The sequence below is a fragment of the Cellulophaga omnivescoria genome (genome assembly GCF_027915275.1).
In the GTDB taxonomy this organism is placed as follows: Bacteria; Bacteroidota; Bacteroidia; order Flavobacteriales; family Flavobacteriaceae; genus Cellulophaga; species Cellulophaga omnivescoria.
The window spans coordinates 2,863,442-2,887,914 of sequence record NZ_CP115819.1; the positions used below are offsets into that span (position 1 = coordinate 2,863,442).

The 24,473-nt window shown below is 32.7% G+C and carries 18 protein-coding genes; 4 read left to right on the forward strand and 14 right to left on the reverse strand.

Annotation, left to right across the window (positions count from 1 at the left end; translation table 11 throughout):
• Window positions 1–74 precede the first annotated feature (74 nt).
• The 5 genes from PBN93_RS12700 to PBN93_RS12720 all read right to left on the reverse strand — a co-directional run bounded on the left by PBN93_RS12700 (window position 75) and on the right by PBN93_RS12720 (window position 7,140).
• Window positions 75–1,697 (reverse strand): M1 family metallopeptidase, encoded by a 1,623-nt coding sequence (locus PBN93_RS12700; RefSeq protein ID WP_077403891.1) that lies wholly within the window; start codon window positions 1,695–1,697, stop codon window positions 75–77.
• Between the two features lie 110 nt (window positions 1,698–1,807).
• A complete protein-coding gene (locus PBN93_RS12705) occupies window positions 1,808–2,278 on the reverse strand; it encodes an FKBP-type peptidyl-prolyl cis-trans isomerase (RefSeq protein ID WP_077403889.1) in 471 nt (156 codons plus the stop codon).
• A 69-nt stretch (window positions 2,279–2,347) separates the two neighbouring features.
• Window positions 2,348–3,685: a M28 family metallopeptidase gene (locus PBN93_RS12710; RefSeq protein WP_271080806.1), complete on the reverse strand. Its 1,338-nt coding sequence runs from the start codon at window positions 3,683–3,685 to the stop codon at window positions 2,348–2,350.
• 21 nt (window positions 3,686–3,706) lie between these two features.
• Entirely contained in the window at window positions 3,707–4,837 is a 1,131-nt protein-coding gene (locus tag PBN93_RS12715; RefSeq protein ID WP_271080807.1) for an MFS transporter, read from the reverse strand.
• Between the two features lie 95 nt (window positions 4,838–4,932).
• Window positions 4,933–7,140, reverse strand: coding sequence for a bifunctional alpha,alpha-trehalose-phosphate synthase (UDP-forming)/trehalose-phosphatase (locus PBN93_RS12720; protein WP_271080808.1), 2,208 nt, complete (start codon window positions 7,138–7,140; stop codon window positions 4,933–4,935).
• A gap of 102 nt (window positions 7,141–7,242) precedes the next feature.
• On the opposite strand from PBN93_RS12720, the gene PBN93_RS12725 reads away from it, so the two are divergent.
• Window positions 7,243–9,045, forward strand: a complete 1,803-nt coding sequence (locus PBN93_RS12725) for a glycoside hydrolase family 15 protein (protein ID WP_077403876.1) — start codon at window positions 7,243–7,245, stop codon at window positions 9,043–9,045.
• Between the two features lie 59 nt (window positions 9,046–9,104).
• On the opposite strand, the gene PBN93_RS12730 is transcribed toward PBN93_RS12725, so the two are convergent.
• The 7 genes from PBN93_RS12730 to PBN93_RS12760 all read right to left on the reverse strand — a co-directional run bounded on the left by PBN93_RS12730 (window position 9,105) and on the right by PBN93_RS12760 (window position 19,022).
• Window positions 9,105–10,520: a pyridoxal phosphate-dependent decarboxylase family protein gene (locus tag PBN93_RS12730; RefSeq protein WP_271080809.1), complete on the reverse strand. Its 1,416-nt coding sequence runs from the start codon at window positions 10,518–10,520 to the stop codon at window positions 9,105–9,107.
• 178 nt (window positions 10,521–10,698) lie between these two features.
• Window positions 10,699–12,507, reverse strand: a complete 1,809-nt coding sequence (locus PBN93_RS12735; RefSeq protein ID WP_077403870.1) for an acyl-CoA dehydrogenase family protein — start codon at window positions 12,505–12,507, stop codon at window positions 10,699–10,701.
• Between the two features lie 47 nt (window positions 12,508–12,554).
• Complete coding sequence (locus PBN93_RS12740; protein WP_271080810.1) at window positions 12,555–12,917, reverse strand: four helix bundle protein; 363 nt, start codon at window positions 12,915–12,917, stop codon at window positions 12,555–12,557.
• A 36-nt stretch (window positions 12,918–12,953) separates the two neighbouring features.
• A complete protein-coding gene (locus PBN93_RS12745) occupies window positions 12,954–14,144 on the reverse strand; it encodes an acetyl-CoA C-acyltransferase (RefSeq protein WP_013622104.1) in 1,191 nt (396 codons plus the stop codon).
• Window positions 14,145–14,216: 72 nt separating this feature from the next.
• Entirely contained in the window at window positions 14,217–16,622 is a 2,406-nt protein-coding gene (locus PBN93_RS12750; RefSeq protein WP_077403863.1) for a 3-hydroxyacyl-CoA dehydrogenase/enoyl-CoA hydratase family protein, read from the reverse strand.
• A gap of 28 nt (window positions 16,623–16,650) precedes the next feature.
• Complete coding sequence (locus tag PBN93_RS12755) at window positions 16,651–17,085, reverse strand: MarR family winged helix-turn-helix transcriptional regulator (protein WP_077403836.1); 435 nt, start codon at window positions 17,083–17,085, stop codon at window positions 16,651–16,653.
• Window positions 17,086–17,252: 167 nt separating this feature from the next.
• Complete coding sequence (locus tag PBN93_RS12760) at window positions 17,253–19,022, reverse strand: AMP-dependent synthetase/ligase (protein WP_271080811.1); 1,770 nt, start codon at window positions 19,020–19,022, stop codon at window positions 17,253–17,255.
• Between the two features lie 418 nt (window positions 19,023–19,440).
• Between PBN93_RS12760 and PBN93_RS12765 the strand changes: the two genes are divergently transcribed.
• Complete coding sequence (locus PBN93_RS12765) at window positions 19,441–22,032, forward strand: T9SS type A sorting domain-containing protein (RefSeq protein ID WP_077403830.1); 2,592 nt, start codon at window positions 19,441–19,443, stop codon at window positions 22,030–22,032.
• A gap of 68 nt (window positions 22,033–22,100) precedes the next feature.
• On the opposite strand, the gene PBN93_RS12770 is transcribed toward PBN93_RS12765, so the two are convergent.
• Window positions 22,101–22,754 (reverse strand): DinB family protein, encoded by a 654-nt coding sequence (locus PBN93_RS12770; protein WP_271080812.1) that lies wholly within the window; start codon window positions 22,752–22,754, stop codon window positions 22,101–22,103.
• Window positions 22,755–22,885: 131 nt separating this feature from the next.
• Here PBN93_RS12770 and PBN93_RS12775 point away from each other — a divergent pair, with 131 nt between their 5' ends.
• Both PBN93_RS12775 and PBN93_RS12780 read left to right on the forward strand, forming a co-directional pair.
• Entirely contained in the window at window positions 22,886–23,440 is a 555-nt protein-coding gene (locus PBN93_RS12775; protein ID WP_271080813.1) for a hypothetical protein, read from the forward strand.
• On the forward strand, window positions 23,440–23,892 hold the full coding sequence (locus PBN93_RS12780) for a hypothetical protein (RefSeq protein WP_271080814.1): 453 nt from the start codon (window positions 23,440–23,442) through the stop codon (window positions 23,890–23,892). Before PBN93_RS12775 ends, PBN93_RS12780 begins: the two co-directional genes overlap by 1 nt.
• 5 nt (window positions 23,893–23,897) lie before the next feature.
• On the opposite strand, the gene PBN93_RS12785 is transcribed toward PBN93_RS12780, so the two are convergent.
• Complete coding sequence (locus PBN93_RS12785) at window positions 23,898–24,380, reverse strand: CIA30 family protein (protein WP_271080815.1); 483 nt, start codon at window positions 24,378–24,380, stop codon at window positions 23,898–23,900.
• Window positions 24,381–24,473 lie beyond the last annotated feature (93 nt).

The window sequence follows — 24,473 nt, forward strand, 5'->3', positions numbered from 1 at the left end:
TTTTAATCATAAAAAATCCGCTTTACACATTGTAAAGCGGATTTTTTTATACTCATTTTATAAGTGCTATATATTTATATTTTTTTAAGATTGATGTAAAAATTAGGATCAAAAACTACAGTAGCGTTTTCAGAAGATATTTTAGTTGTTTTCCAATCAGCAGAAGGAAAAATCCATTGTTCTTTATCGTTAATTTTTACTTTTATAGGCAAATCAAAACCACTTACAATATTTGTATATCTGTACTTTAGTTTATTGCTTTCAATTTTATATTCTAAGTTAGGAATACGTACGTCTCTTAAATACTGATTAAAAAAAGTTGATAGATCTTTCCCAGATTGCTGACTTAAGTAATCTTCAATTTGTTCTGTAGTTACAACAGAATGGTAAAAATCTTTATTTAGTCCTCTTAAAATACGTCTCCATTTTTCATCATTATCTACCAATTGTCTTAACGTATGTATCATATTAGCACCTTTAAAATACATATCGCCAGATCCTTCATCATTTACATCATAATTACCAATAATAGGAGAATCATTAGCAATATTTCTTCGTAAGCCAATAATGTATTCATTAGCTGCTTGGGTGCCATAATAATAGTCTAAAAAGATGCTTTCAGAATAGGTAGTGAAACTCTCGTGTATCCACATATCTGCTATATCTTTATTGGTAATGTTATTAGCAAACCACTCGTGACCAGATTCGTGAATAATTAAATAATCAAACTTTACTCCCCAACCAGAACCAGAAAAGTCGTTTCCTTTATATCCTTTCATATAATTATTACCATAGGTAACAGAACTTTGGTGTTCCATTCCTAAATACGGAGCTTCCACCAATTTATAGCCATCTTTATAAAATGGATATGGACCAAACCAATGCTCAAAAGCTTTCATCATTTTAGGAGCATCTTTAAAATGTACTTTAGCTTTTTCTAAGTTATCACGTAAAACATAATAATCCATTGTTAACGGACCTTTTTCACCATTGTAAACTTCAGAAAAATGTACATAATCTCCTATGTTTACATTTACACCGTAATTGTTAATTGGGTTTTTAACTACCCAATGAGATGTTACAGTATTAGCGTGTTCTTCAATTTTCTCTAGCCTTCCGTTAGATATGTTAGATAGTCCTTTTGGGTTAGTAACACTAATGCGCATACTGTCTACCTCGTCATACATATGGTCTTTGTTTGGCCACCAAACACTGGCACCTAATCCTTGGCAAGATGTAGCTACAAATGGCTTGCCTTTTTTGTCTTTAGACCAAGAAAAACCACCATCCCAAGGTGCATTTACAGCTTCTTTAGGATTGCCTTCATAGTAAACAACAACTTCATTAACAGCACCAATTTCCTGTTTTTGTTTTAGTTTTATAAAATGAGCATTAGTAGCTGAGGTAAATTTTAGCTTTTTCCCTTTTTGTGTTACTTTGGTAATTTTTAAAGGTGGTTGTAAGTCTACCTGTAGTACTTGGTTTTTATCTAAAACGGTATATTTAATGGTGTTTTTACCAGAAATATATTTTTTAGCAGGGTCTACTGTTACATCTAAGTGGTAATAATTTAAATCCCACCACGCCCGTTCTGGAGTAATTGAACCACGTAAAGTATCAGTTTTTGTAAATGTTTTTTGCGCATATACACCAAAAGATAGGAGTAGGATAGCACAAATTAATAAAGTTTTTTTCATAAGAGTAGTTTGTTAGTAGTACAAATATATTTATGTGTAAATGTAATAAAAAGAAAAAGCCATTAAATAGCTTCCTAATTAATGGCTTGTATTTTATGTGTTTTTACTATTTAGTTTTGATTTACACTTAGTAGATTAATATCAAAAATTAAAACCGAACCTCCTGGTATAGGACCATAATCATTACTGCCGTAGCCCAATCTAGACGGTACTAATAAAATACCATTACCACCTTCTTTAAAATAGGTAATACCTTCTGTCCAACCAGCAATTACTTGTTGTAGATTAAAAGAAATTCCGTTAGCATTACTCTCATCAAAAGTACTTCCGTCTGTAAAATATCCTTTGTAAGCTACAGTAACTTCAGATGTAGTAGTTGGTCTTATACCGTTACCTTCATCATTAATAACATAATACAAACCACTATCACTTTTTAAGGCTGTTAGGTTGTTTTTTTCTATGTAAGTTTTAATTTCTGCTTCGTTTTGTGCAGTGTAATCTACAGGTTCTTTAATTGTAGCATCATCATTTTTACAAGATATAAATAGTGTAAAAACAAGTATCAGTATTCCGTATTTCATTTAAAATTATTTTAAGCTGAGCAAATATAGGTGTTTCCCTCTATCTTTATTTTTAAAAATAAGTTAATGTTACCTCATAATTTCATTAGGGAAAACAACAACACTCTCTAAACCATTTTTACTAACAGCTGCAACTCCAAAAAAAGAATTATCTATTACAATACCATTTAATGTTTGCTCTGTAACATTGCCAACATATTTACTGTTATCCCAAGTAGGAGAAGTGGTATCTCTCCAGTAAATTTTATAACCTGTAGCACCATCTACAGCAGACCATTTTAGTTTTGCAGAAGCCTCTACAATACCACCAATTTTAACTGTTTTTGGTGCAGGAGGAGCCCAAGCCAAACTAGCCATTGTTAAGGCATTAACAGCGGTTAGTTTTTTTGCGTAACCAAAATTAACGTGTTCTACAACATCACCATATGCAATGCCATTTTCTGTTCTAATATCTTGGTGTTGTTGTGTATAATTTTCATGCGCTTCCATAATACGTATTCCAGGAAAACCTAAATCATTAAAAGGTCTGTGGTGACCACCTCTACCAAACCTATCCAACCTATATATCATCATTGGATTCATTTCTGGCATATATGTTTTTACATTTTTATGAATGTAACGTGCTAATTGACGAGATATACCATCTACTTCACCACCATAAAAACGTCTTGCTTTACGTTGTCTTTCTGTTTCATTAGCAGGTACGGGTTCAGAAAAAATTCTAAAATCTCTATTACTAATAACACCATCTACACCCTTAATATTTCCAATCATATCATTATTAAGTACACCAATAATTTCCCAATTTTTATCTTTTGCATATTTAGCTAGTCCTGCACCACCAAACAAGCCTTGTTCTTCTCCAGAAAGACCTACGTAAATAATACTGTTTTCAAATTTATATTTTGATAAAACACGAGCAGCTTCTATAGTCCCAGCCATACCGCTAGCATTGTCATTTGCACCGGGAGCATCTGTAGTAAAATCCATAGTATCGCTAGCGCGTGAGTCTATATCACCACTCATAATTATATACCTGTTAGGGTATTTTGTGCCTTTTTGTATGGCAACAACATTTACAACCCACGCATCATGAGGTACTCTGCTGTTCCCTTTTTTTGTAACAAAATCTTTTTGATAAAATACGTTTAAACAGTTGTTACATTGCTTAGATATTTCATCAAATTCAGATTTTATCCACCTTCTTGCGGCTCCAATACCTCTTGTGTTAGATAAAGTGTCACTAAAGGTGTTACGTGTGCCAAAATTAGCTAGTGTGGTAACATCACTTTTAATACGTTCTGCTGAAACCGCATTTATAATATCGTAAATTTTAGAATTTGTTTGTGCATTTGTAAACGTTACACCAAGAATAAATAAGAACAGAAATAATTTTTTGAGTGTCATTTGTAGTAGTTATTATAAAAGTTAGTTATATTTTTTAGATAAAAGAGTATACAAACCAATTGCAGGACCAATACCTAAAAATAAGAAAATTAGCGGGATACTAATATTTGTACTTAGGTATGATAAAAGCTGAATACTTAAAATGCTTATTGCAAAACCTATAGAGTTTACAACTGTTAATGCTGTACCTTTTAGTTCCGCTGGTGCAGATTGTGCTACTAGGCTAGAAAACTGAGGAGAATCTGCCGTAACTGCCATTCCCCAAATGCACCAACCTATACAGAAGAAAACTGTTGGTATTGTAAACAATAAAGGAGAAATAATGCAAAATATACCAGAAATAAACAATGAAACAATGGCAATTTTATAACTGCCATATTTTTTAGATAATGTACCACCAATTGCACATGAAACTGCACCTAGGGCAATAACTATAAAAGTAAAAATAGGAACCGAGTAGTTTGTATTTTGTATTGTATTAATTGTTTTTAATGCTAAAGGCGTAAAAGCCCAAAAGGCATACAACTCCCACATATGGCCAAAATATCCAATAGCAGATTTATAAAAATTAGTATTTTTAAACAACCTTAAACCTGCTTTAATTTGTAGCTTAGCACTTGGTTTTCTAAACGGGCCATTAGGTACCAACACAACAACTATTGCCCCTCCTAGTAGCGCTAAAAAAGACGTTGTTTTAAGTATAGTTTGGTAATTACTGCCTAAATTTAGACCACTAATTAAAAAGGGAAACGCAGTACCAAGTACTAATGCTCCTACTAAATAGCCTAAAGCTTTTCCTAGTCCGTTTTTATAATAGTCTGCCGCTATTTTCATACCAACAGGATAAATACCAGCTAAGAAAAAGCCAGTACCAAAACGTGCTCCTAATATGTGCCATTTTGTAATATTATTTGCAAGTAAACTAAAATTACATAAGGCAGCAAGCAAAGCACAAATAGCAAAAACTTTAGATGGTGAAAACCTATCTGCTATCATTAACAACGCAAAAACCAAAGTGCCAAAAATAAACCCCAGTTGTACAGAAGATAATACATAACCAACAATACCATTTCCTAACCCGGTTTTTAATGCTAAATCGTCTACAATAGCATTGCCTGCAAACCATAAAGATGTGCAGGCAAATTGCGACATTATTAGCAAAGGAAGAATAAAATTTTTCTTTGTCAAGTTGTTAATTTTAAGTTTTAGGTTGGTCGTACAAAAATACTAAACCTAAAGCCTAAATATTAATTAGCAAAACGTTTTAATAATTTGCGCACATCTTCAGTACCATCTAAGTAGTATTTTGCTTGTGTTTTTTGGTGACCTACTTTTATTGTAATGGCAGAATTTGGTAATTCCTGAAACATAAATTCATCGGTCCAATCATCACCAATGGCAAATACAAAATCATAAGCTTTATCATTATAAACCCGCATTGCTGCACGTCCTTTGTTAACATTACTACTTTTAATTTCCATAACTTTATTACCATTTAAAACACTTAAATCGTCATTAGCAATTAAACTGGTTAGCACAGTATTTAATTCAGTTGCTCTTTTGTTACCAAAGTCTGGATCTGTTTTTCTGTAATGCCAAGCTAAAGAATAATTTTTTTCTTCAATAAAACTACCCGGAGTACGGTCTACAAATGATTCTAAAACAGGATGAATTTTTTGCATCCATTCTTTCTTTACATTTTCTAGCATTCTAAACTCTTCTCCGTTTTGAGAAATCCAAACGCCATGTTCTACAATCATGTTATATTTTTTGTGTAAAAACCACTTGGTAAAAGTTTCTTTATCTCTACCACTAATTAAATACATATCTGTATTTGGTTGTGCGGCAATATTGTCTAATAAAGTGTATAGTTCTTCATCTGGACTAGCTTTTTGCGGATCGTTTTTAAAAGCAGCTAGTGTGCCATCATAATCTATAAATAGAAGTTTGTTTTTAGCTTTGTTGTATTTTTCTTCAACTTTGCTAGAGAGTTCTTTTCCTAATTTTTTAGATACATATGATATACTATTTTCTTTTTGTTCCTTTAATGAGTTTATAAAGTCGTTTGCCCATTTCTCTACATTATACCGTTCTAATCTTTTTTGTAAAATATCATTGCGTTCTTGCTGTTCCTCTACAGGCATATTAATAGCTTGTTGTAATGCCGCAACTGTTTGTTCAAAATTATTAGGGTTAATTAGTAAAGACTCGTTCATTTCATTAGCAGAACCAGCCATTTCACTTAAAATTAAAACTCCTGTTTTATCTGCTCTGGTGGCAATATACTCTTTGGCTACAAGGTTCATTCCGTCTCTAATAGGAGTAAGCCAAGCAATATCGCAAGAGGTGTATAAATCTATTAAGTTTTCAAAAGGCATAGACCTGTAGAAATACCAAATTGGAGTCCAGTTTACGGTAGAAAATTCTCCGTTTATTCTTCCTACCAACTCATCTACTTCTTTTTTTAGTAATTGGTATTGTGGCACATTAGATCTAGATGGTACTGCTAAAATTATTAACCTAACTTTTTCTTTATACTCTGGGTGTTTGTTTAAAAAATATTCAAACGCATATAATCTCTTTGCAATACCTTTAGTGTAGTCTAACCTATCTATAGATAATATTAATTTGGCATCTTTTGTAGACTCTTTATGTGCGTTTAATCTTTGCTGAAAGTCAGATTGTTTATCTTTAGTACTCAAAGCATTGGCTTTGCCAGCTTCACTAAACTTTTTATAGTCTATTCCCATAGGGAAAGAATCTACTTTTACAATTCGGTTTTCTACGTGTACTTCATTAAAACTAACTTCTAAACCTAGTAAACGTCTAACAGAACTTAAAAAATGCCTTTCATAATCGTAGGTATGAAAACCAATAAGATCTGAGCCCATTAAGCCTCGTAAAATTTCTTCACGCCAAGGTAGCGTTCTAAAAATTTCGTAAGACGGAAAAGGTATATGTAAAAAGAAACCTATAGAAATATCTGGTTTTTTCTCTTTTACCATTTGTGGTACAAGCATTAATTGGTAATCGTGCACCCAAATAATATCATCATCATCTGCTTTAGCAATAATTTCATCTGCAAATTTTTGGTTTACTGCTTTGTAAATTTCCCAGTTTTCAAGTTCAAACTCAGAATACTCTAAAAAATAATGAAACAAAGGCCAAATGGTTCTGTTGCTAAATCCAAAATAAAAACCATCTACTTCTTTGGCATTTAGTTTTACTTTAGCACAGCCGTGGTTGTTTAAAGTTTTATCAATTTTTTCTTCTAAATTTTTAGGAATATTTTCATCTGTTAAACCGCTCCATCCTATCCATAAATCGTTGCTTCCAGAGTGTACAGATTTCATACCTGTTGCCAATCCGCCAACACTAGGCGTTGTTTTTATTTCATTATTATGAATTTCTAATTGTACTGGTAGTCTATTTGAGATAATGATAGTTTTACTCATAAATTGCTCTTTTTTGATAGAGTTTAATTGTTTTTTGTATAAATTTCGATAAAATTGGTAATAAAACCTACTAATTAGAAATGTTTAACCCTAATTTATTATATGGATAATTTAGACTATGGAATTATAGGAAATTGTAGAAGTGCAGCCCTAATATCTAAGAATGGTGCAATAGAGTGGAGCTGTTTACCAGCGTTTGATTCTTCTTCTGTTTTTGCTAAAATTTTGGATGAAAATAAAGGCGGTAGTTTTGAAATCCTGACCAATAGCGACTATCAAATTACTCAGAATTATATATCACAAACAGCAATATTAGTAACAACATATACTAACGGAAATGATATTTTTGAAGTACGTGATTTTATGCCAAGATATAAGCTAGAAGATGGCTCTTATTATTCTCCTCCAGAAATTATACGTTACTTAAGGCACGTTTCTGGTAAGCCAAGCTTTAAAGTACTTTATAATCCTAAATTAGAGTATGCAGCGGGAGATACAAAAACGTATATAAAAAAAGATTTTATAACTAGTTTAACGCACGGAGAAAAGTTTGATACCGTGTTTTTATATACTTCTTTTAATAAAGAACGTGTAGTTAGTGGTAACGAAATAGAGCTTACCGAAGATGGTTATTTTTTATTTGGTTACAATGAAAAAATATTTTCGCCAAGTGTTAAAAAAGTTTATTTAGAGCAACAGCGTACTAAAGTGTACTGGTTAAATTGGAGCGGAAAAATTCCAAAATACCATTTGTATAACAAAGAAATAAACAGGAGTTCTATAACTTTAAAACTATTAACTTATGATAAAACAGGTGCTGTTTTAGCAGCAGCAACCACCTCTTTGCCAGAAACTATTGGCGAAGTAAGAAACTGGGATTATCGTTTTTGTTGGATTAGAGACGCTTCTATGGTTATAAAAGTTATGTCTGAATTGGGACATAAAAACGTAGCCAAAAGATACTTGCAATTTATAATAAACCTTATTCCAGATAAGGATGAAAAATTGCAAATTATGTATGGTATTAATGGCGAAAAAGAACTTACAGAAGAAACTTTAGAGCATTTAGATGGTTATAAAGGATCTAAACCTGTACGTGTTGGTAATGCTGCATACAAGCAAAAGCAGAACGATATTTATGGCATTCTTATGGATGTTATTTATGAGCAACTTGTTAAGTTTTCTACAGATTTGGAAAACGGAGAAGATTTATGGGGAATAACAAAGGGTATTGTTTGGATAGTAGATAAACACTGGAAAGAGGCAGATAAGGGCATTTGGGAATTTAGAGCAGAAGATCGTCATTTTACTTTTTCAAAAGTTTTGTGTTGGGTTGCCGTAGATAGAGCCATTAAAGTAGCACGTATTTTTAATAAATCTCACAAGATTGAAAAATGGACAAGGTTAGAGCAAGCAATTAAAAAAGATATTTTAGATAACGCTTGGAATGATGAAGTTAATGCCTTTACGCAGTCTTATGGGTCTACGTATTTAGATGCATCTGTTTTATTAATGGAATCTTACGGATTTATACACGCAAAGCATCCTAAGTTTGTTGCAACGGTTAAAGCTATAGAAAACAATTTATGTAATGATGGCTTGTTGTATAGGTATAAAAATGAAGACGATTTTGGGTTGCCATCATCATCATTTACTATTTGTACTTTTTGGTTTATTAATAGTTTATTTAAAATAGGTGAAGAAGAAAAAGCACGTATGTATTTTGATAGGTTGCTAGGCTATAGCAACCATTTAGGGTTGTTTAGTGAAGATGTAGATTTTAAAACAAAACGACTATTAGGTAATTTCCCTCAGGCATATTCACATTTAGCATTAATAGAATGTGCACTTAATTTTTCTGCTAAAGAGAGCGATGAAAAAGTGCTAGAATCTATGCGAGAATAACTCTTATATTTACATTAAAAACAAAACCCTTATCTGTATAAAAGATAAGGGTTTTGTTTTTAGTTTACTTCTTGTAAAACACGTTCTAATAATTGTTGCAAATGTGCTTTTGTTGTAAAAGGATTCATAATTGTGACACGTAAATAATGCTTTCCTTTTAACTTGGTTTGCACAATATAAAACTCTTCTTTTTCTAACAAAGTTTGACGAATTTTTTCGTTAAGAGTGTTTGTTTCTTTTTCAGATAATTTTGGACTTACATACCTAAAGCAAACAATGTTTGACGCGGGTTGTATGGCAATTTCTAAATTAGGAGTAGCGGTAACCATTTCTGCAAACTGCTGTCCTAAGTCATAAAGTGTGGTAACATATTCATCAAAAATTTCTTCTCCATAGGTTTTTAAAATGGTATACCAATGTATGCTAGCCATTGTTTTAGTACATTCAAACGTGCGTTTGGCAATATTGTACCAATCTTCTTCTTTAGATTCTTCTAGTAAATAATCTGCTTTTTGGCTAAAAGTAGCGTGAGATGTATTGCCATCTTTAAAGAGTAGGGCAGTAGTTAAAGCCGGCATCATCATCATTTTGTGTCCGTCTATAACAATGGAATCTGCTTTTTCTATACCTTTTACAGTATGTTTGTAGGTTTTAGAAAATATAGCAGCACCACCGTGGGCACCATCAACATGAAACCATATATTTTTTTGTTTGCTAAATGTTGCAATAGCTTCTAAATCATCAAAAATTCCTGTAGATGTAGAGGGCGCACTACCTACAATGGCAAATATTTCTATTCCTTTATCTTTTGCTTTTTTATAATACTCTTCAAGCAATTCAATATTCATATTAAAATTAGGGGTAGAAGGTATTTTAATTATACCGGCATCGCCTAAGCCCATAATTCTAGCTGCCCTATCTACGCAATAATGCGCTTCTTCACTCACCATAATTCCTAATGAGTTGGTGTTACCCTTTGCCCACACATTTGTAGTAACTTTTGCTTTGCGTGCAGTAAGTAATGCGGTTAAATTAGCTAGTGTACCACCAGAAGTTAATATACCATTAGATGCAGTTGTAAAGCCTACTTTAGTGCACAAATAGTCTGTAACAATACGCTCTATTGCAGATGCTGCTACACCCATTTCATAAACAGCCATACCATTGTTTAATGATGCACTTACAAGTGCGCTTAATGCTGTTATTGGTAAGGTAGGTGTTACCTGGTGACCAATATATTTAGGATTGTGAACGTGTATGGAATGAGCAATAATAGTATTAAAAAGGTTTTTCTTATCACCATTATTTAAAAACTCTTTCCAAAATATATGTTCATCCTTTGGTTGATTCCAATGTATGGTCTTGTTATTTTTGTTTTGTAAAGTGTTTTCAAAATGATTTGCTAATTCATCAATTAGATCGTGACCTCTTTTTCTAAAGTCTTCTGGACTATATGCTTCAACTAATTTTTTCAATATTCTACAGTTAAAATATGTGATGTAAAATTAGTTCTTTTAAAAATAAAAAACCATCAGTAAAACTGATGGTTTTGTTAAATCTCTGCCTTAAAAGCTTCAATTTGAATTAGTCAATCTTTGGTTATAAACTCCAATATTGTAGGTTATAACAATGGTAAATATACGTTTTTATATGTTAAAAACAATATTTGTTTTCTGCCTTTACTTTTTCAGCAATTTCGTTACGTAAATCTACTATATCTGGGTAGTTTTGGTATTTTGTAAAACGTTTAAGTCCCATTAACATCATACGTTGCTCATCGCCTTCAGCAAAAGAAATAATACTTTCTTTTCCTTTTTTCTCAATAATATCTACAGCATTATATAAGTATAACTTAGACATTGCTATTTGTGTTTTTTGTGAATCTTCACCAAAACGCTTTGCATTTTTCTCAGTTCTTAATATAGTAGATTCTGCCATATAAATTTCAATTAAAATATCTGCAGCAGCTATAAGTAATTGTTGGTGATCTTCTAATTGTGGTCCGTACTTTTGCACTGCTCCACCGGCAACCATCAAGAATGTCTTCTTTAACTTCTTAATCATTTCTTTTTCTTCAGAGAACAACTCAGAATAATCTGGAGTTTCAAAAGAAGGAATACCCATTAGTTCTTTTTGAACTTCACTAGCAGGACCTAATAAATCTACGTGGCCTTTCATAGCTTTTTTAACCAACATACCTACAGATAGCATACGGTTAATTTCATTTGTTCCTTCGTAGATACGTGCTATACGTGCATCTCTCCAAGCAGCTTCCATTGGTGTTTCTTCAGAGAATCCCATACCACCAAATATTTGAATACCTTCATCTGCACAATTTTGTACGTCTTCAGATACTGCTACTTTTAAGATAGAGCATTCTATAGCGTACTCTTCTACACCTTTAAGTTCTGCTTCTTGGTGTGTATTACCAGCAGCCTCACGCATAGCAATACGATCTTCTATGTTTTTAGAAGCTCTGTATGTTGCAGACTCACCGGCATAAGCATTAGTTGCCATTTCAGCAATTTTAACTTTAATAGCTCCAAAGTCTGAAATAGGAGTTTTAAATTGCTTACGTTCATTAGCATATTGTACACCTGTAGTTACAATTCTACGCTGAGAATCTAAACAAGCAGCAGCTAATTTTATACGTCCAACGTTTAGGGCGTTCATAGCAATTTTAAAACCTTCGCCACGTCCGGCAAGCATATTTTCTACAGGAACAACAGTATCATTAAAGAAAACTTGTCTTGTAGAAGACGCTCTAATACCTAACTTATGTTCTTCTTCACCTAATGTAATACCGTTAGCGTTTTCTGGATCATACTCTACAATAAATCCTGTGATGTTTTTATCGTCTTCAATACGAGCAAAAACTATCATCAAACTACAGAAACCTGCATTTGAAATCCACATTTTTTGACCGTTAATTTTATATGACTTTCCATCTTCAGATAAAACAGCAGTTGTTTTACCAGAGTTTGCATCAGAACCAGCGCCAGGTTCTGTTAAACAGTATGCTCCAAACCACTCACCAGTGGCTAATTTAGGAACATATTTTTGTTTTTGTTCTTCTGTACCATATAATGTAATTGGCATTGTACCAATACCAGTATGTGCACCAAATGCAGTACTAAAAGATCCTGTACCACTAGAGATATAATCACATGTTAATACCGTAGATACAAATCCCATACCCAAGCCGCTGTACGCTTCTGGTACAGCAACACCTAAAAATCCTAATTCACCAGCTTTACGCATAACTTCTTCTGTTAATGCATAATCTTTAGCTTCAAATCTAGCTTTGTGCGCTATAATTTCACGTTCGTTGAATTCAGCTACCGCTTCTTTCATCATTGTTTGTTCTTCTGAAAAATCTTCAGGAGTAAAAACGTCTTCGCAATTTGTTTCTTTTACTAAGAATTGACCTCCACGTAGGATATCTTTTTCTGTATCTGCCATTTGTTTTTTTATATTAGATTATAGAAGAAAGAAAATAGAATATAAACTCAGTTTAGCCCGTTTTGGAATCCCATCGTCATTCTTTGGAATTCTTCTATTTTATCTTCAATTGTTTTTAATACTTCGTTGTTTATATATTGTCTATGTTTTGCTACTAGTAACTGAGTTCCTAATTCAAAAGAAGAACCTAAAGCAATATCTAGAAAATGACTAAAAGATTTATCTGTTCTAGAAGAACCCTCAGCAATATTACTTGGAATTGACACTGAGCATCTACTTAATTGTGAACTTAAATCAAATCTCTCGTGCTTTGGAAAGTTTAATAATATATCAGAAATATCATTTGTAATCTCTAAACCGAGCTTCCAAATTTTTAAATTTCTATAATTATGTCTTTGTTTGGCACACATTTGTCTTAACTCTATATTCTTTTCTCTTTACTCTTTTTAGTTTAAAAACTCAAATATTCCGCAAGCTCCTTGTCCTGTACCTACGCACATTGTAACAGCTCCATATTTACCTTTCATATCACGTTTACGCATTTCATCAAAAAGTTGAACAGAAAGTTTTGCTCCTGTACAACCAAGCGGATGACCTAGTGCAATTGCACCACCGTTTACGTTAATAATATCTGGGTTAAGGTCTAATTCTCTAATTACAGCTAAAGATTGAGATGCAAATGCCTCATTTAGTTCTATTAAACCTAAATCTTCTTGTTTTAAACCTGCTTGCTTTAAAGCTTTTGGAATAGCCTTAACTGGACCAATACCCATAATACGAGGTTCTACACCTGCTGCTGCATAGTTTACCAAGCGTGCAATAGGCTCTAGATTTAATTCTTTAACCATATCCTCACTCATTACCATTACAAATGCAGCACCGTCACTCATTTGAGATGAGTTACCCGCTGTAACACTACCTCCAGCAGCAAATACTGCACGTAATTTAGCTAAAGCTTCTTTGCTGGTCCCTTTACGCGGACCTTCATCTTTAGTTACAGTATATTTTTTTGTTGCTTTTTTACCATTAGCATCAACATAAGTTTGTTCTACATCTATTGGTACTATTTGATCCTGAAAACGATCTTCTGCTTGTGCTTTTAACGCTTTCATATGAGAGTTGTAAGCAAATTCATCTTGGTCTTCACGAGAAACTTTAAACTGCTTTGCAACAGCTTCTGCAGTGTTACCCATTCCCCAGTAATAATCTTCATGACCAGCTTTAACAATGTCATAATTTAATTCTGGTTTAAAACCTGTCATAGGAACACTACTCATACTTTCTGCACCACCCGCAATAATACAGTCTGCCATACCGGCTTGTATTTTTGCAGTTGCCATACCAATTGTTTCTATACCAGAAGAGCAAAAACGGTTTACTGTAACTCCAGGAACATCTACAATATCTAATCCCATTAAAGAGATTAAACGTGCCATATTTAATCCTTGAGAACCTTCTGGCATTGCGTTACCAACAATTACATCATCAATACGCTTAGGGTCTAAACTAGGCAGCTCACTCATCATATGTTTAATGGTTTCTGCAGCTAATTCATCTGTTCTTTTAAAACGAAACACGCCTTTTGGAGCTTTACCAACTGCGGTTCTGTATGCTTTTACTATATATGCTGTTTTCATTTTTTTTCTTTAAGATTAATAGAATAAAGCCTCAAAATTTAATCTTGATTCTCCAAGTCTAATTTCTTGTTTCTAGTTTCTAAGTGGTTTACCTTTAGTTAACATGTGCTGTATTCTTTCTAATGTTTTACGTTCTGTACATAAACTTAAGAAAGCTTCACGTTCTAAATCTAACAAATACTGCTCACTTACTAATGTTGGCTCAGATAAGTCTCCACCGGCCATTACATATGCTAGTTTATTTGCAATTTTATGATCATGTTCACTAATGTAATTACTATCTTCCATAGAGTCTGTACCAACAAGGAACATACCTAAGGCTTGTTTACCAAGTACTTTTACATCTTTACGTTTTACAGGTTGTGTGTAGCCCATATCTGCCATTAATTTAGCATGTTGTTTAGCAACTGCTATTTGGCGTGCTTTGTTTACTACAACTATATCTTTTCCTTTCTGCAATAGGTTAGTGTCAAATGCTTCATAAGCAGAAGTAGATACTTTTGCCATACCAATAGTTAAGAAATGCTCTTGCAATACATTTAACTGCACATCACCTTTACTAAATAAGTCAGATGCTCTTAAAGCCATTTCTTTAGAACCACCACCACCTGGTATAACACCTACACCAAACTCTACAAGTCCCATATAAGTTTCTGCGGCAGCAACTACTTTATCTGCATGTAATGATAACTCACAACCACCGCCTAAAGCCATTCCGTGAGGAGCAGAAATAGTTGGTATTGCAGAATAACGCATACGCATCATAGTATCTTGGAAATATTTAATAGCCATATTAAGCTCATCATACTCCTGTTCTGCAGCCATCATAAATATCATACCTATGTTAGCACCTACAGAGAAGTTTGCAGCTTGGTTACCAACTACTAAACCAGCAAAATCTTTTTCAGCAATGTCAATAGCTTTGTTTAAACCTGCTAAAACATCACCACCAATGGTGTTCATTTTAGACTGGAACTCCACATTAAGTATACCGTCTCCTAAATCCTCTACAACTACTCCAGAGTTTTTAAATACTTCAGATGTTTTTCTGATGTTGTCTAGAATGATAAACGCATCTTGACCAGGAATTTTAGTTTGGGTTTTAGATGGAATGTCATAAAAATATGAAGCACCATCTTTTACAGAGTAGAATGATTTGCTACCAGAGGCAATCATTTCATTAACCCAAGCAGCTGGCTCTAAACCTTCAGCTTTCATTAATTCAATTCCTTTTTCTACACCAATTGCATCCCATATTTGAAAAGGACCGTGTTCCCATCCAAAACCAGCTTTCATTGCATCATCAATCTTATACAATTCATCTGTAATTTCTGGAATACGATTAGATACGTATGCAAACAAAGCAGTGAAACTTTTTCTGTAAAATTCACCAGCTTTATCTTTTCCTTTTACTAGTATTTTAAATCTGTCTACAACTTTATCTACTGTTTTAGTAAGTTCTAAAGTTGCAAACTTTGCTTTTTGGGCAGATCTGTATTCTAATGTGTTTAAGTCTAGAGATAAAATTTCTTTTTTGCCCTCTGCAGAAACAGTTTTTTTATAAAATCCTTGTCCGGTTTTACTCCCTAACCATTTATTCTCCATCATTGTATTAATGAAGTCTGGCAATTTAAAAAGTTCTAAACGCTCATCATTAGGGCAGTTTTCTCTAATACCGTTTGCAACATGTACTAAAGTATCTAAACCAACAACATCTACAGTTCTAAAAGTTGCAGATTTTGGACGACCAATAACTGGACCAGATAATTTATCTACTTCTTCAATAGTTAAATCTAAATCCTTAACTGCGTGAAATAAACTTTGTATGCTAAAAATACCAATACGGTTACCTATAAAAGCAGGTGTGTCTTTAGCAACTACAGATGTTTTTCCTAAAAATTTTTCTCCATAACCATTTAAAAATTCTAATACCGCAGCATCAGTTTTTGGTCCAGGAATAATTTCAAATAAGTTTAAGTAACGTGCAGGGTTAAAAAAGTGAGTACCGCAGAAGTTTTTCTGGAAATCTTCAGAGCGTCCTTCACTCATAAATTTAATAGGAATACCAGATGTGTTAGATGTAATTAAGGTTCCTGGTGTTCTATATTTTTCAAGTTTCTCAAAAACTTGTTGCTTAATGTCTAATCTTTCAACAACAACTTCCATAATCCAGTCTACGTCTGCAACCTTGGCAATATCATCTTCTAAATTACCAGTTGTAATTCTGCTTGCAAATTTTTGACTGTAAATAGGAGAAGGTTTAGATTTTAAAGATGCAGTTAAAGCATCGTTTACCAATCTGTTCCTTACCACCTTGTCTTCTAGTGTTAAGCCTTTTGCTTTTTCTTTGTCGTTTAGTTCTCTTGGAACAATGTCTAACAATAGCACTTCTACACCAATATTTGCAAAGTGACAGGCAATGCCACTACCCATAATACCAGAGCCAATAATGGCTATTTTTTTAATGTGTTTGTTCATTTCTATTTAGACCTATTAATTAGTTATATTATTTAAAAATTTCTTTTTTTGCTATAAGCGCATTAATTGTTTCTGTAACCTCAAAAAAATGATTTAGTTTTTCTTGGGATATGTTAGCTTTAATAGTACTGTTAAATTGAAATACCGTTTCTTTAGAAAGTGTTCTTTTTTCTAAACCAAGTTCTGTTAAGTGTATAATAACACCTCTGCCATCATTAGGATTTGGTTTACGTACTATAAATTCTTTTGCTTCTAAACTTTTAAGTATCCTAGACAAGCTTGTGGCTTCCATTCCCATTTTAGGACCAAGTGCAGTAGATGCGGTACCTGTTTTTGGGTCTATGCTTAACAGTGTAAAAGCCATTGCCATTGTGTTGTTATGGTTTTTTGCTTCTTCATTGTACATCTTAGCTACAGATAGCCAAGTTTCTCTTAAAGCATAATCTATGGTAATCTCTTTCATTTGTAATTTGAATAGGTTACCAAATATAGTAAAATTTATTATGCATGCATAATAAATTCATAAAAAAATGTGAGCTTAATATATACTTAACATTAAGTATATGTATGGTAGAGAAATTTGTAGATGTTTAGCTGCTAAGGTTTTAGGTCTTAGCAGCTAAATAAAATTTAATATCCGTAAATATCATTGTAAAGAGCTTTATATTTCTCTTTAATTATTTTTCTACGCAATTTTAGGGTAGGGGTAACGTGTCCACCTTCTATACTCCAAACGTCTGGTGTAAGTCTAAACTGTTTTATTTTTTCCCATTTAGCGAAGTTTTCGTTGGCAGAATCAACTTCTTCTTGAAAACGAGCTATTACTTTTTCATTGGTTACTAAATCTTCATTACTAGTAATAGTAATGTTGTAACGTTTAGCCCATTCCTTTACAAAATCAAAATCTGGCTGAATAAAAGCTGCAGGCATTTTTTCTCCTTCACCAATAACCATTACTTGGTCTATAAACCTAGACTGCTTACATCTGTTTTCTAATAATTGTGGAGCAACATACTTACCACCAGATGTTTTAAACATTTCTTTTTTTCGATCTGTAATTTTTAAGAATCCATCTGAATCAATTTCACCTATATCTCCGGTATGAAAATAACCATCTATAATTACTTCTGCAGTTTTAGCATCATCCTTATAATAACCCATCATTACTTGTGGGCCTTTAATGCATATTTCTCCGTCTTCTGCTATTTTAACTTCTGTACGGTCTAATGGTTTACCTACGGTACCAATTCTAAATCCACCATTACGCATATCATTTACAGATATTACTGGCGATGTTTCTGTAAGTCCATAACCTTCCATAACACCAAATCCGGCAGCATTAAATACACGTGCAAGTCTTGGTTGTAGTGCAGCACTACCAGAAGCCATAACGGCCACTTCACCACCAAGGGCAGCTTTCCATTTGCTAAATATTAATTTACGAGCTAAACCTAATTTTTTCTCGTACCACCAACCATTTTGTTGGTAAGGCTTATATTCTAAACCAACTTCTACAGCCCAAAAGAATAGTTTCTTTTTTATACCTTTTAAATCTGTTCCTTTAGCAATAATTTTATCGTATACTTTTTCTAATAATCTAGGTACAGCGGTCATTACTTGCGGATGAACCTCTTGTGCATATTCACTAATTTGGTCTATTGGCGCGTAGTGTATTGCAGCACCACAATATTGGTATAAGTAAATTAGCATACGCTCATACACATGGCAAAGCGGTAAAAAACTAAGAGCTCTAGATTTACCTAGTTCTATAGGTATTCTTTTAAAACTCTCCAGTGCGTTGCTTACAAGGTTATTGTGAGATAGCATAACCCCTTTAGGTCTTCCAGTTGTTCCAGAAGTGTAAATTAAGGTGGCCAAATCTGTTGGCTTAACGTCGTCTTTTAATTTTTCTACTTCTGGTTGATTAGACTCATCTTTACCAAGGTCTAAAACTTCAGACCAATTTTTACAACCTTCTAATTCATCAAAAGAATAAATCTCTAGTAAAGATGGTACCTGATCTTTTATTTTTATAATTTTTTCGTAAACATCTGTACAAGAAATAAAGCAATATTTAGCTTCGGAATGGTTTAGTACATATGCATAATCTTCTTCAGAAATTGTTGGGTAAACTGGTACATTTTGTGCACCAAGTTGAAGAATTCCAATATCCATAATATTCCACTCCATTCTGTTGGTAGAGGATATTACAGCAATTTTATCATTTTTAGAAACACCTAACCTTAATAGTGCTCTACTCATTACATTTGCTTTGTCTACATACTCTTGGGTAGACATATATTCCCACTTATCATCATATTTTGTTGCTAATGATTTTTGTAGGTTGTATTTTTTTAATTGATAGTAAGGAAAATCAAATAATCTAGTTACTTCTTGCATAAGAATTGATTGTATCAGAGTTGCAAATTAAGAAAAGGAATGCTTATTTTAAAATTAGATTCGTAAAAAAACACCATAAATTCTATTATTTTCTTAGTTTGAATTAGTAAAATGCTAAAATATAACAAGTTAACATTTTGTTAAAATTACAATTATATGAACAATTGTTTTTCTTTAAAGTCACTTTGTACTAATTTTTACTAAAACATTACCTAAAGTACAAAATTAAAAAGTGCGAAATATGTAATTAAATGTTATAATTTTTCTTCTAAGTACCTATTTTTTAAGCTTTTTACCGTTTGTCTATAGTTAACTGCATTTTATCGCACTAAATAAGCCTTTAATCTTATACTGCTACTAAGATAAGAAGTAAATAAGCACTTTTGCTGTAATTAATTAACGCCCCAAATCATTAATTATGACTAAAATTTTACCTTTAAAAACCTACTTTTTACTACTGAGTGTGGTTTTCTGTGCTTTTAACGCAACTGCACAGTCAGAACCTTTTGAGTGCGACTATAATGCGTACCTTTTTCAAACAAATGATATTTATGCTTTAGATTTAGCATCTGGAAGCTCATATTTGGTTGCAGCCGATGTTGTACCAGGTAATATTAATGCTGCAGCATACAACTCTGCAGATGGTTACATTTGGGGATATTTGTCTACACCGCAAATATCTATAGTGCAAATAGGAAAGGACTTTACACCTACAGTGCACACTATTCCAGAACTACCAAATAATGGAAACAAGTATGTAGGAGATATTAACTTAGATGGTATTTATTATCTTAGAGCTGGTTCTTCCACTTATTATGCAATAGACTTAAATCCTGAGTCTAATAATTATTTAGAGTATATAGGTTCTTACACATTAGATACCAGTATAAGTATTCATGATTGGGCATTTAATGCTGTAGATGGTAAACTTTATGCAGTTAGTAAGGGTACTAACAGGTTGTATAGGATTACTGCAGAAACTGGTGTGGTAGAAGACTTAGGAGAAGTACCTGTTTTGGCTGGCTTTAATTATACGTATGGTGCTGTTTATTTTGATGTAGATGGTAACCTTTACATATCGGCAAACCAAACTGGTTCTGTTTATAAAATTAATGCGGTACATACCATTGTTGCAAATGTTATGGTTTCTAACATTTTTGCTTTTGGTCCTGCAAGTTCTTCTAATGACGGAGCCCGTTGTCCTACAGCGCCTGTGCCACAAGAAGATTGTATTAATGGTATTGATGATGACGGTGACGGACTTGTAGATTGTGATGACCCTTCATGTTCTGGTATTAGTTTGTGCCCGGTAATTACAACTACATCTGGTGGTAATGATGGCGGATTGGAAAGTAATGACAGACTTGCAAACCTTATTACAAACAGAAATTATAACAGGGCTAAAAACAATTATATTTTTGATAAAACTACCGCAAAACAAATTACTAAGGATAAGGGATACAAGTTAAGCGGAAAATATACCAGTGATAATATTCCTTTATCTTCTTTGGTACCACTAAATGTTTTAGGAGAAACAAGTACAATAGAGTCTTCTCCGGCAGATTTATTAGAACTAACTAATGCTAGTGATATTTTCTCTGTAGATTATTTAAAAGGAGACCAAACTATTGGAGCTTTAATGGTTATTAAAACTGATAATACTGTTTATGAGCACAGTAAATTTATATGCGATCGTTTTTTAGGAGCAGAATTACTTTCTGTATCTAATTTAAATATTAGAGATAATAACTTTATAAAATCTATCATTAAACAGGCAGATGGTAGCAAAGAATTTGCTTTATCTTTTTCTGCAAAAGTTAACCCAAATAACAGTTTTACAATAGAATCTCATTGGAATATTGATGCATATGAAAAAGATAATATGTTTTACAATTTTCAAATATGGTCTAATTCTGTAGATGATTTGGTTGTAATGGCAGAGGAAATTTTATCTCTACTTGAAGCCAATGCAGCAATAGAAGGTTATAAAGGTTCTACACCACCACCTGTTTTTGTGAGGTCTGCAAAATATACGAATGGTACTGTAGAAATGACGGTTGTAAACACAAATGTATCTAAACAAATGACTTTGGAGGGTGGTTTAAAACGTACAGAAACAAGTGAAACTGATATGGTTACATTACAGGCTTCTTTAGATAGGTATATAGATACTGTAACTGTAGAAACTGGAGCTTTATTTGATTTAGGTTTTAGGTTAAAAAATGAAAAAGGTGATACGCCGGATGATTTATTTGTTGCAGATGCACCTTGGGGTGTAGATAGTTCTACGGCTACTACAGAAGTTACAATGTATAATGTAGAACAAAACAGTGCGCCATACTTAGGTGATGGCTACAGAATAGAACGTAATGTACATTTAAAGGGGAAAACACAAGAGTATATTGGTACTTATAGAGCGTTTAATCCAAGGTTTTTAGCTGTAGATTTATCAGAGTACAAACAATTATCGTTTACAGCTTCTGGTACAGGAACATTAGAGGTAAAATTATTAAAAGGTTCTGGTGAGCCATATATTGCAACTGTGGACTTAACAAATGAAGAACAACGCTATGTGCTAGAGGACGCCGATTTTAAAAATGAGTTTGGAGGAAACACAGATTTTAGTTCACTTAAAGTGTTATTATTTAACTTAAAGTCCAGCGATGGTAGTTTGCAAGAAAAAGAACTACAGTTATCTGATATAGATTTTAATAACACAGAGCAAAGAAATGCGTATTTAGAGAAAAACAGAACAAAGTCTATTTTACTACCTAACCCAGTAGAAAGTACCACAACCTTGTATTTTTATGAAGAAATGGCTAGCACTTATACGCTAGAACTGTATACAATTACTGGTACATTAATGCCTGCCTACACAATTGTAGGCGAAGCAAACCAAGGCCAAAATAGTATAGATGTAACTGTGCCAAGCTTAGCATCTGGTATATACTTATACAAACTAATTAGTTCTAATAATGCCATTTGGAGCGGAAAATTAATTAAAAAATAAACACTACCATTACACAAACACAAACCATTGCAAAAAAAAGCAGGATTTTTAATCCTGCTTTTTTATTTTTATGACGGTATTCTACTTTTTATAAATTTAAATTGCCCATTATGGTTAGACTCGTGTTCACAAACGTGAAACCATTTGCAGTAGTTGTTTGTTGGGCCCCAAGGAAAATTTTCATCAACTTTTAACAACCACTTATCATCTCTGTTAGCAAACTCTTTTAACGTATTTTGTCTTACTTCATCTAATGCGTCTAAATAATAACTTAACTCATTACCATTTATTTGTTTACGTGCTTTGTCTCCTAAACCAGAAGCAATACTCCATCTTTTTTTATCTTCTTTGGGCCAGTCTCCCCAGTTTTTATTATTAAAGGTGTGTATTTGATAAAAACGTTCTGTTGCAGCTAAGTGCATAAGCATTGCGCCAATAGAATTTGCATTTTCATCTACTAAGTAGTCTAAATCTGAAACACTCATATTACGTACAGGTGCTAATATTACCATACGCATCCAAGTCATCATAGAAACTAAAGTTCCAATTTGTGGACTATACCCTTCTTTAGGACCAATAATATTTATATCTGTATCTTGAGTGTAAATAGTAGTAGTTGGTTTTCCTAGCGGAAAAGCTAATAAGCTACTTGTTCCCATTGTTAGTAAAGACGCATTTTTAATAAAAGATCTTCTACTGCTGTTTTGTTCTTTTTTTTTCATTGTTTTTAGATTGATGATTTATGAGGTAAGTTACAAAATTCATTTCAACATAAATGTCATCCTTCTTTATCTGTATTAAATGGTTATGTACTTGTTATATTATTTATTTTTGCAATTTGAAAATTAATAGTATGATTAAGAAGCGTGTAAAACAGCTTACTTTTAGTTTAATTATCATTTGTCATTTAGGTTTCTTGGCTGCAATTCTTTTTGAAAAGCAAAACAATTATTTAGTTTTTGGCTTTTTAATTTTAGCATTGGTATTATTGCTAATAACTTATAAAAAGACCCCAGTAAGTGCAAAAAGTCACACTTTTGAGCATTTTTTAACTGTAGCCTTTGTTTTTTTTGGAGCAATAATAACTTATATATTGCATACATCTTTAGGTTTTTCTACAGTTTTGGCGGCATCAATAGTGGGTCTGGTAATTAGTTTTGTTCCTAACGTATTTAAAAGTAATTCTTTAATAAATACCATACCAACCGCTGTTTATTGCGGAGCGTTTGTAGGTATGACAAATGCTAGTGTAGCGCCAGATTATGTTTTTATAGCATTAGCAAGTTTATTTACAGGTTTGCTTTTAGTAGGCTCTAAAGATAGTTTTCACGGAGTAGGAGGTAAGCTTGGCACATTGGCTTTTGGTGGTGTAGTATTGGCTTTTTTTATAACTTTTTTACTATCGTAATGAAAATAGAACACTTTATACTATTATTTGCAGGTAGTTTATCTGCTATTGTAACTTATTTACTTCAGTTTAAATACAAACAAAGTGCTGTTAGAGCATCTGCTTTGGTAGGGTTTTTGTCTGGCGGTTTTGTATTTCTGTTTCCTAATTTTTTTTCAACTTATTTATCACAGAATTTAGCCTTAGTATGTTTTGGAGCTTCTTTTATAGGTATGGTATCCTCTAAGCTTGTAAAAAGCTATTGGGTAATAGGTGTGTCTGGTGCAATATTTACAATACTTTATTTAAATACAAGTAGTTTTTTTGCAGGTTTTGGTGGCGGATTAGGCTCTGCCGCTTGTATAGCTCTTTTGGTTACTTTAGCAATACCCATTGTTGTAAATAAAGGGAATGTAACAAACGGTTTTTTACAGCTAAAAAGACTAATAAATAAACGAAGCTTAAAAAAGTAAGATGGTTATTTTAAAGCAATACTTTTAAGTTCTAATTTAAAATCTTCTGCTGTTTTATTGCCAATTAAAAAGGCTATTTCATTAATGTTTTCTGCGTTAAAGTTAGGAATATCAACCTTATTTCCTCTAAACATTGCATACATATTATTTAGTTTAATTTCTATGGTTTGCCAATCTCCATTTGTTGTAAAAGGAGCAATAAACCAATGTTTAGTTGCTGTGTTTTCTTTTATTCTAATTTGATATACTTTGCCGTCTCCCTTAAGTGTTATGCAAATAGTACTATAGTTTTTACAGTGTAATGATGTGCAGTGTTTAACCATTGCAAAGCCACCATTATTTTCTAGCGATACGTAACCACTAAAAACGCCTAAATTATCAGTTGTAATTTTAAAATTACTTTTTGATACTCCACCCATAACAGCATCTGTAATGGTATGCCATTCTTTTGAGTCTGTTGTATGTATAAAGTTGATATTGTTTTTCATATGGATTAATGAGTTTTGCAGTGTTAAGATAAGTTGTTTTTATTGGATGTAAAAAATCCCGTTTCTTAATTGAAACGGGATTTTACTTTATAA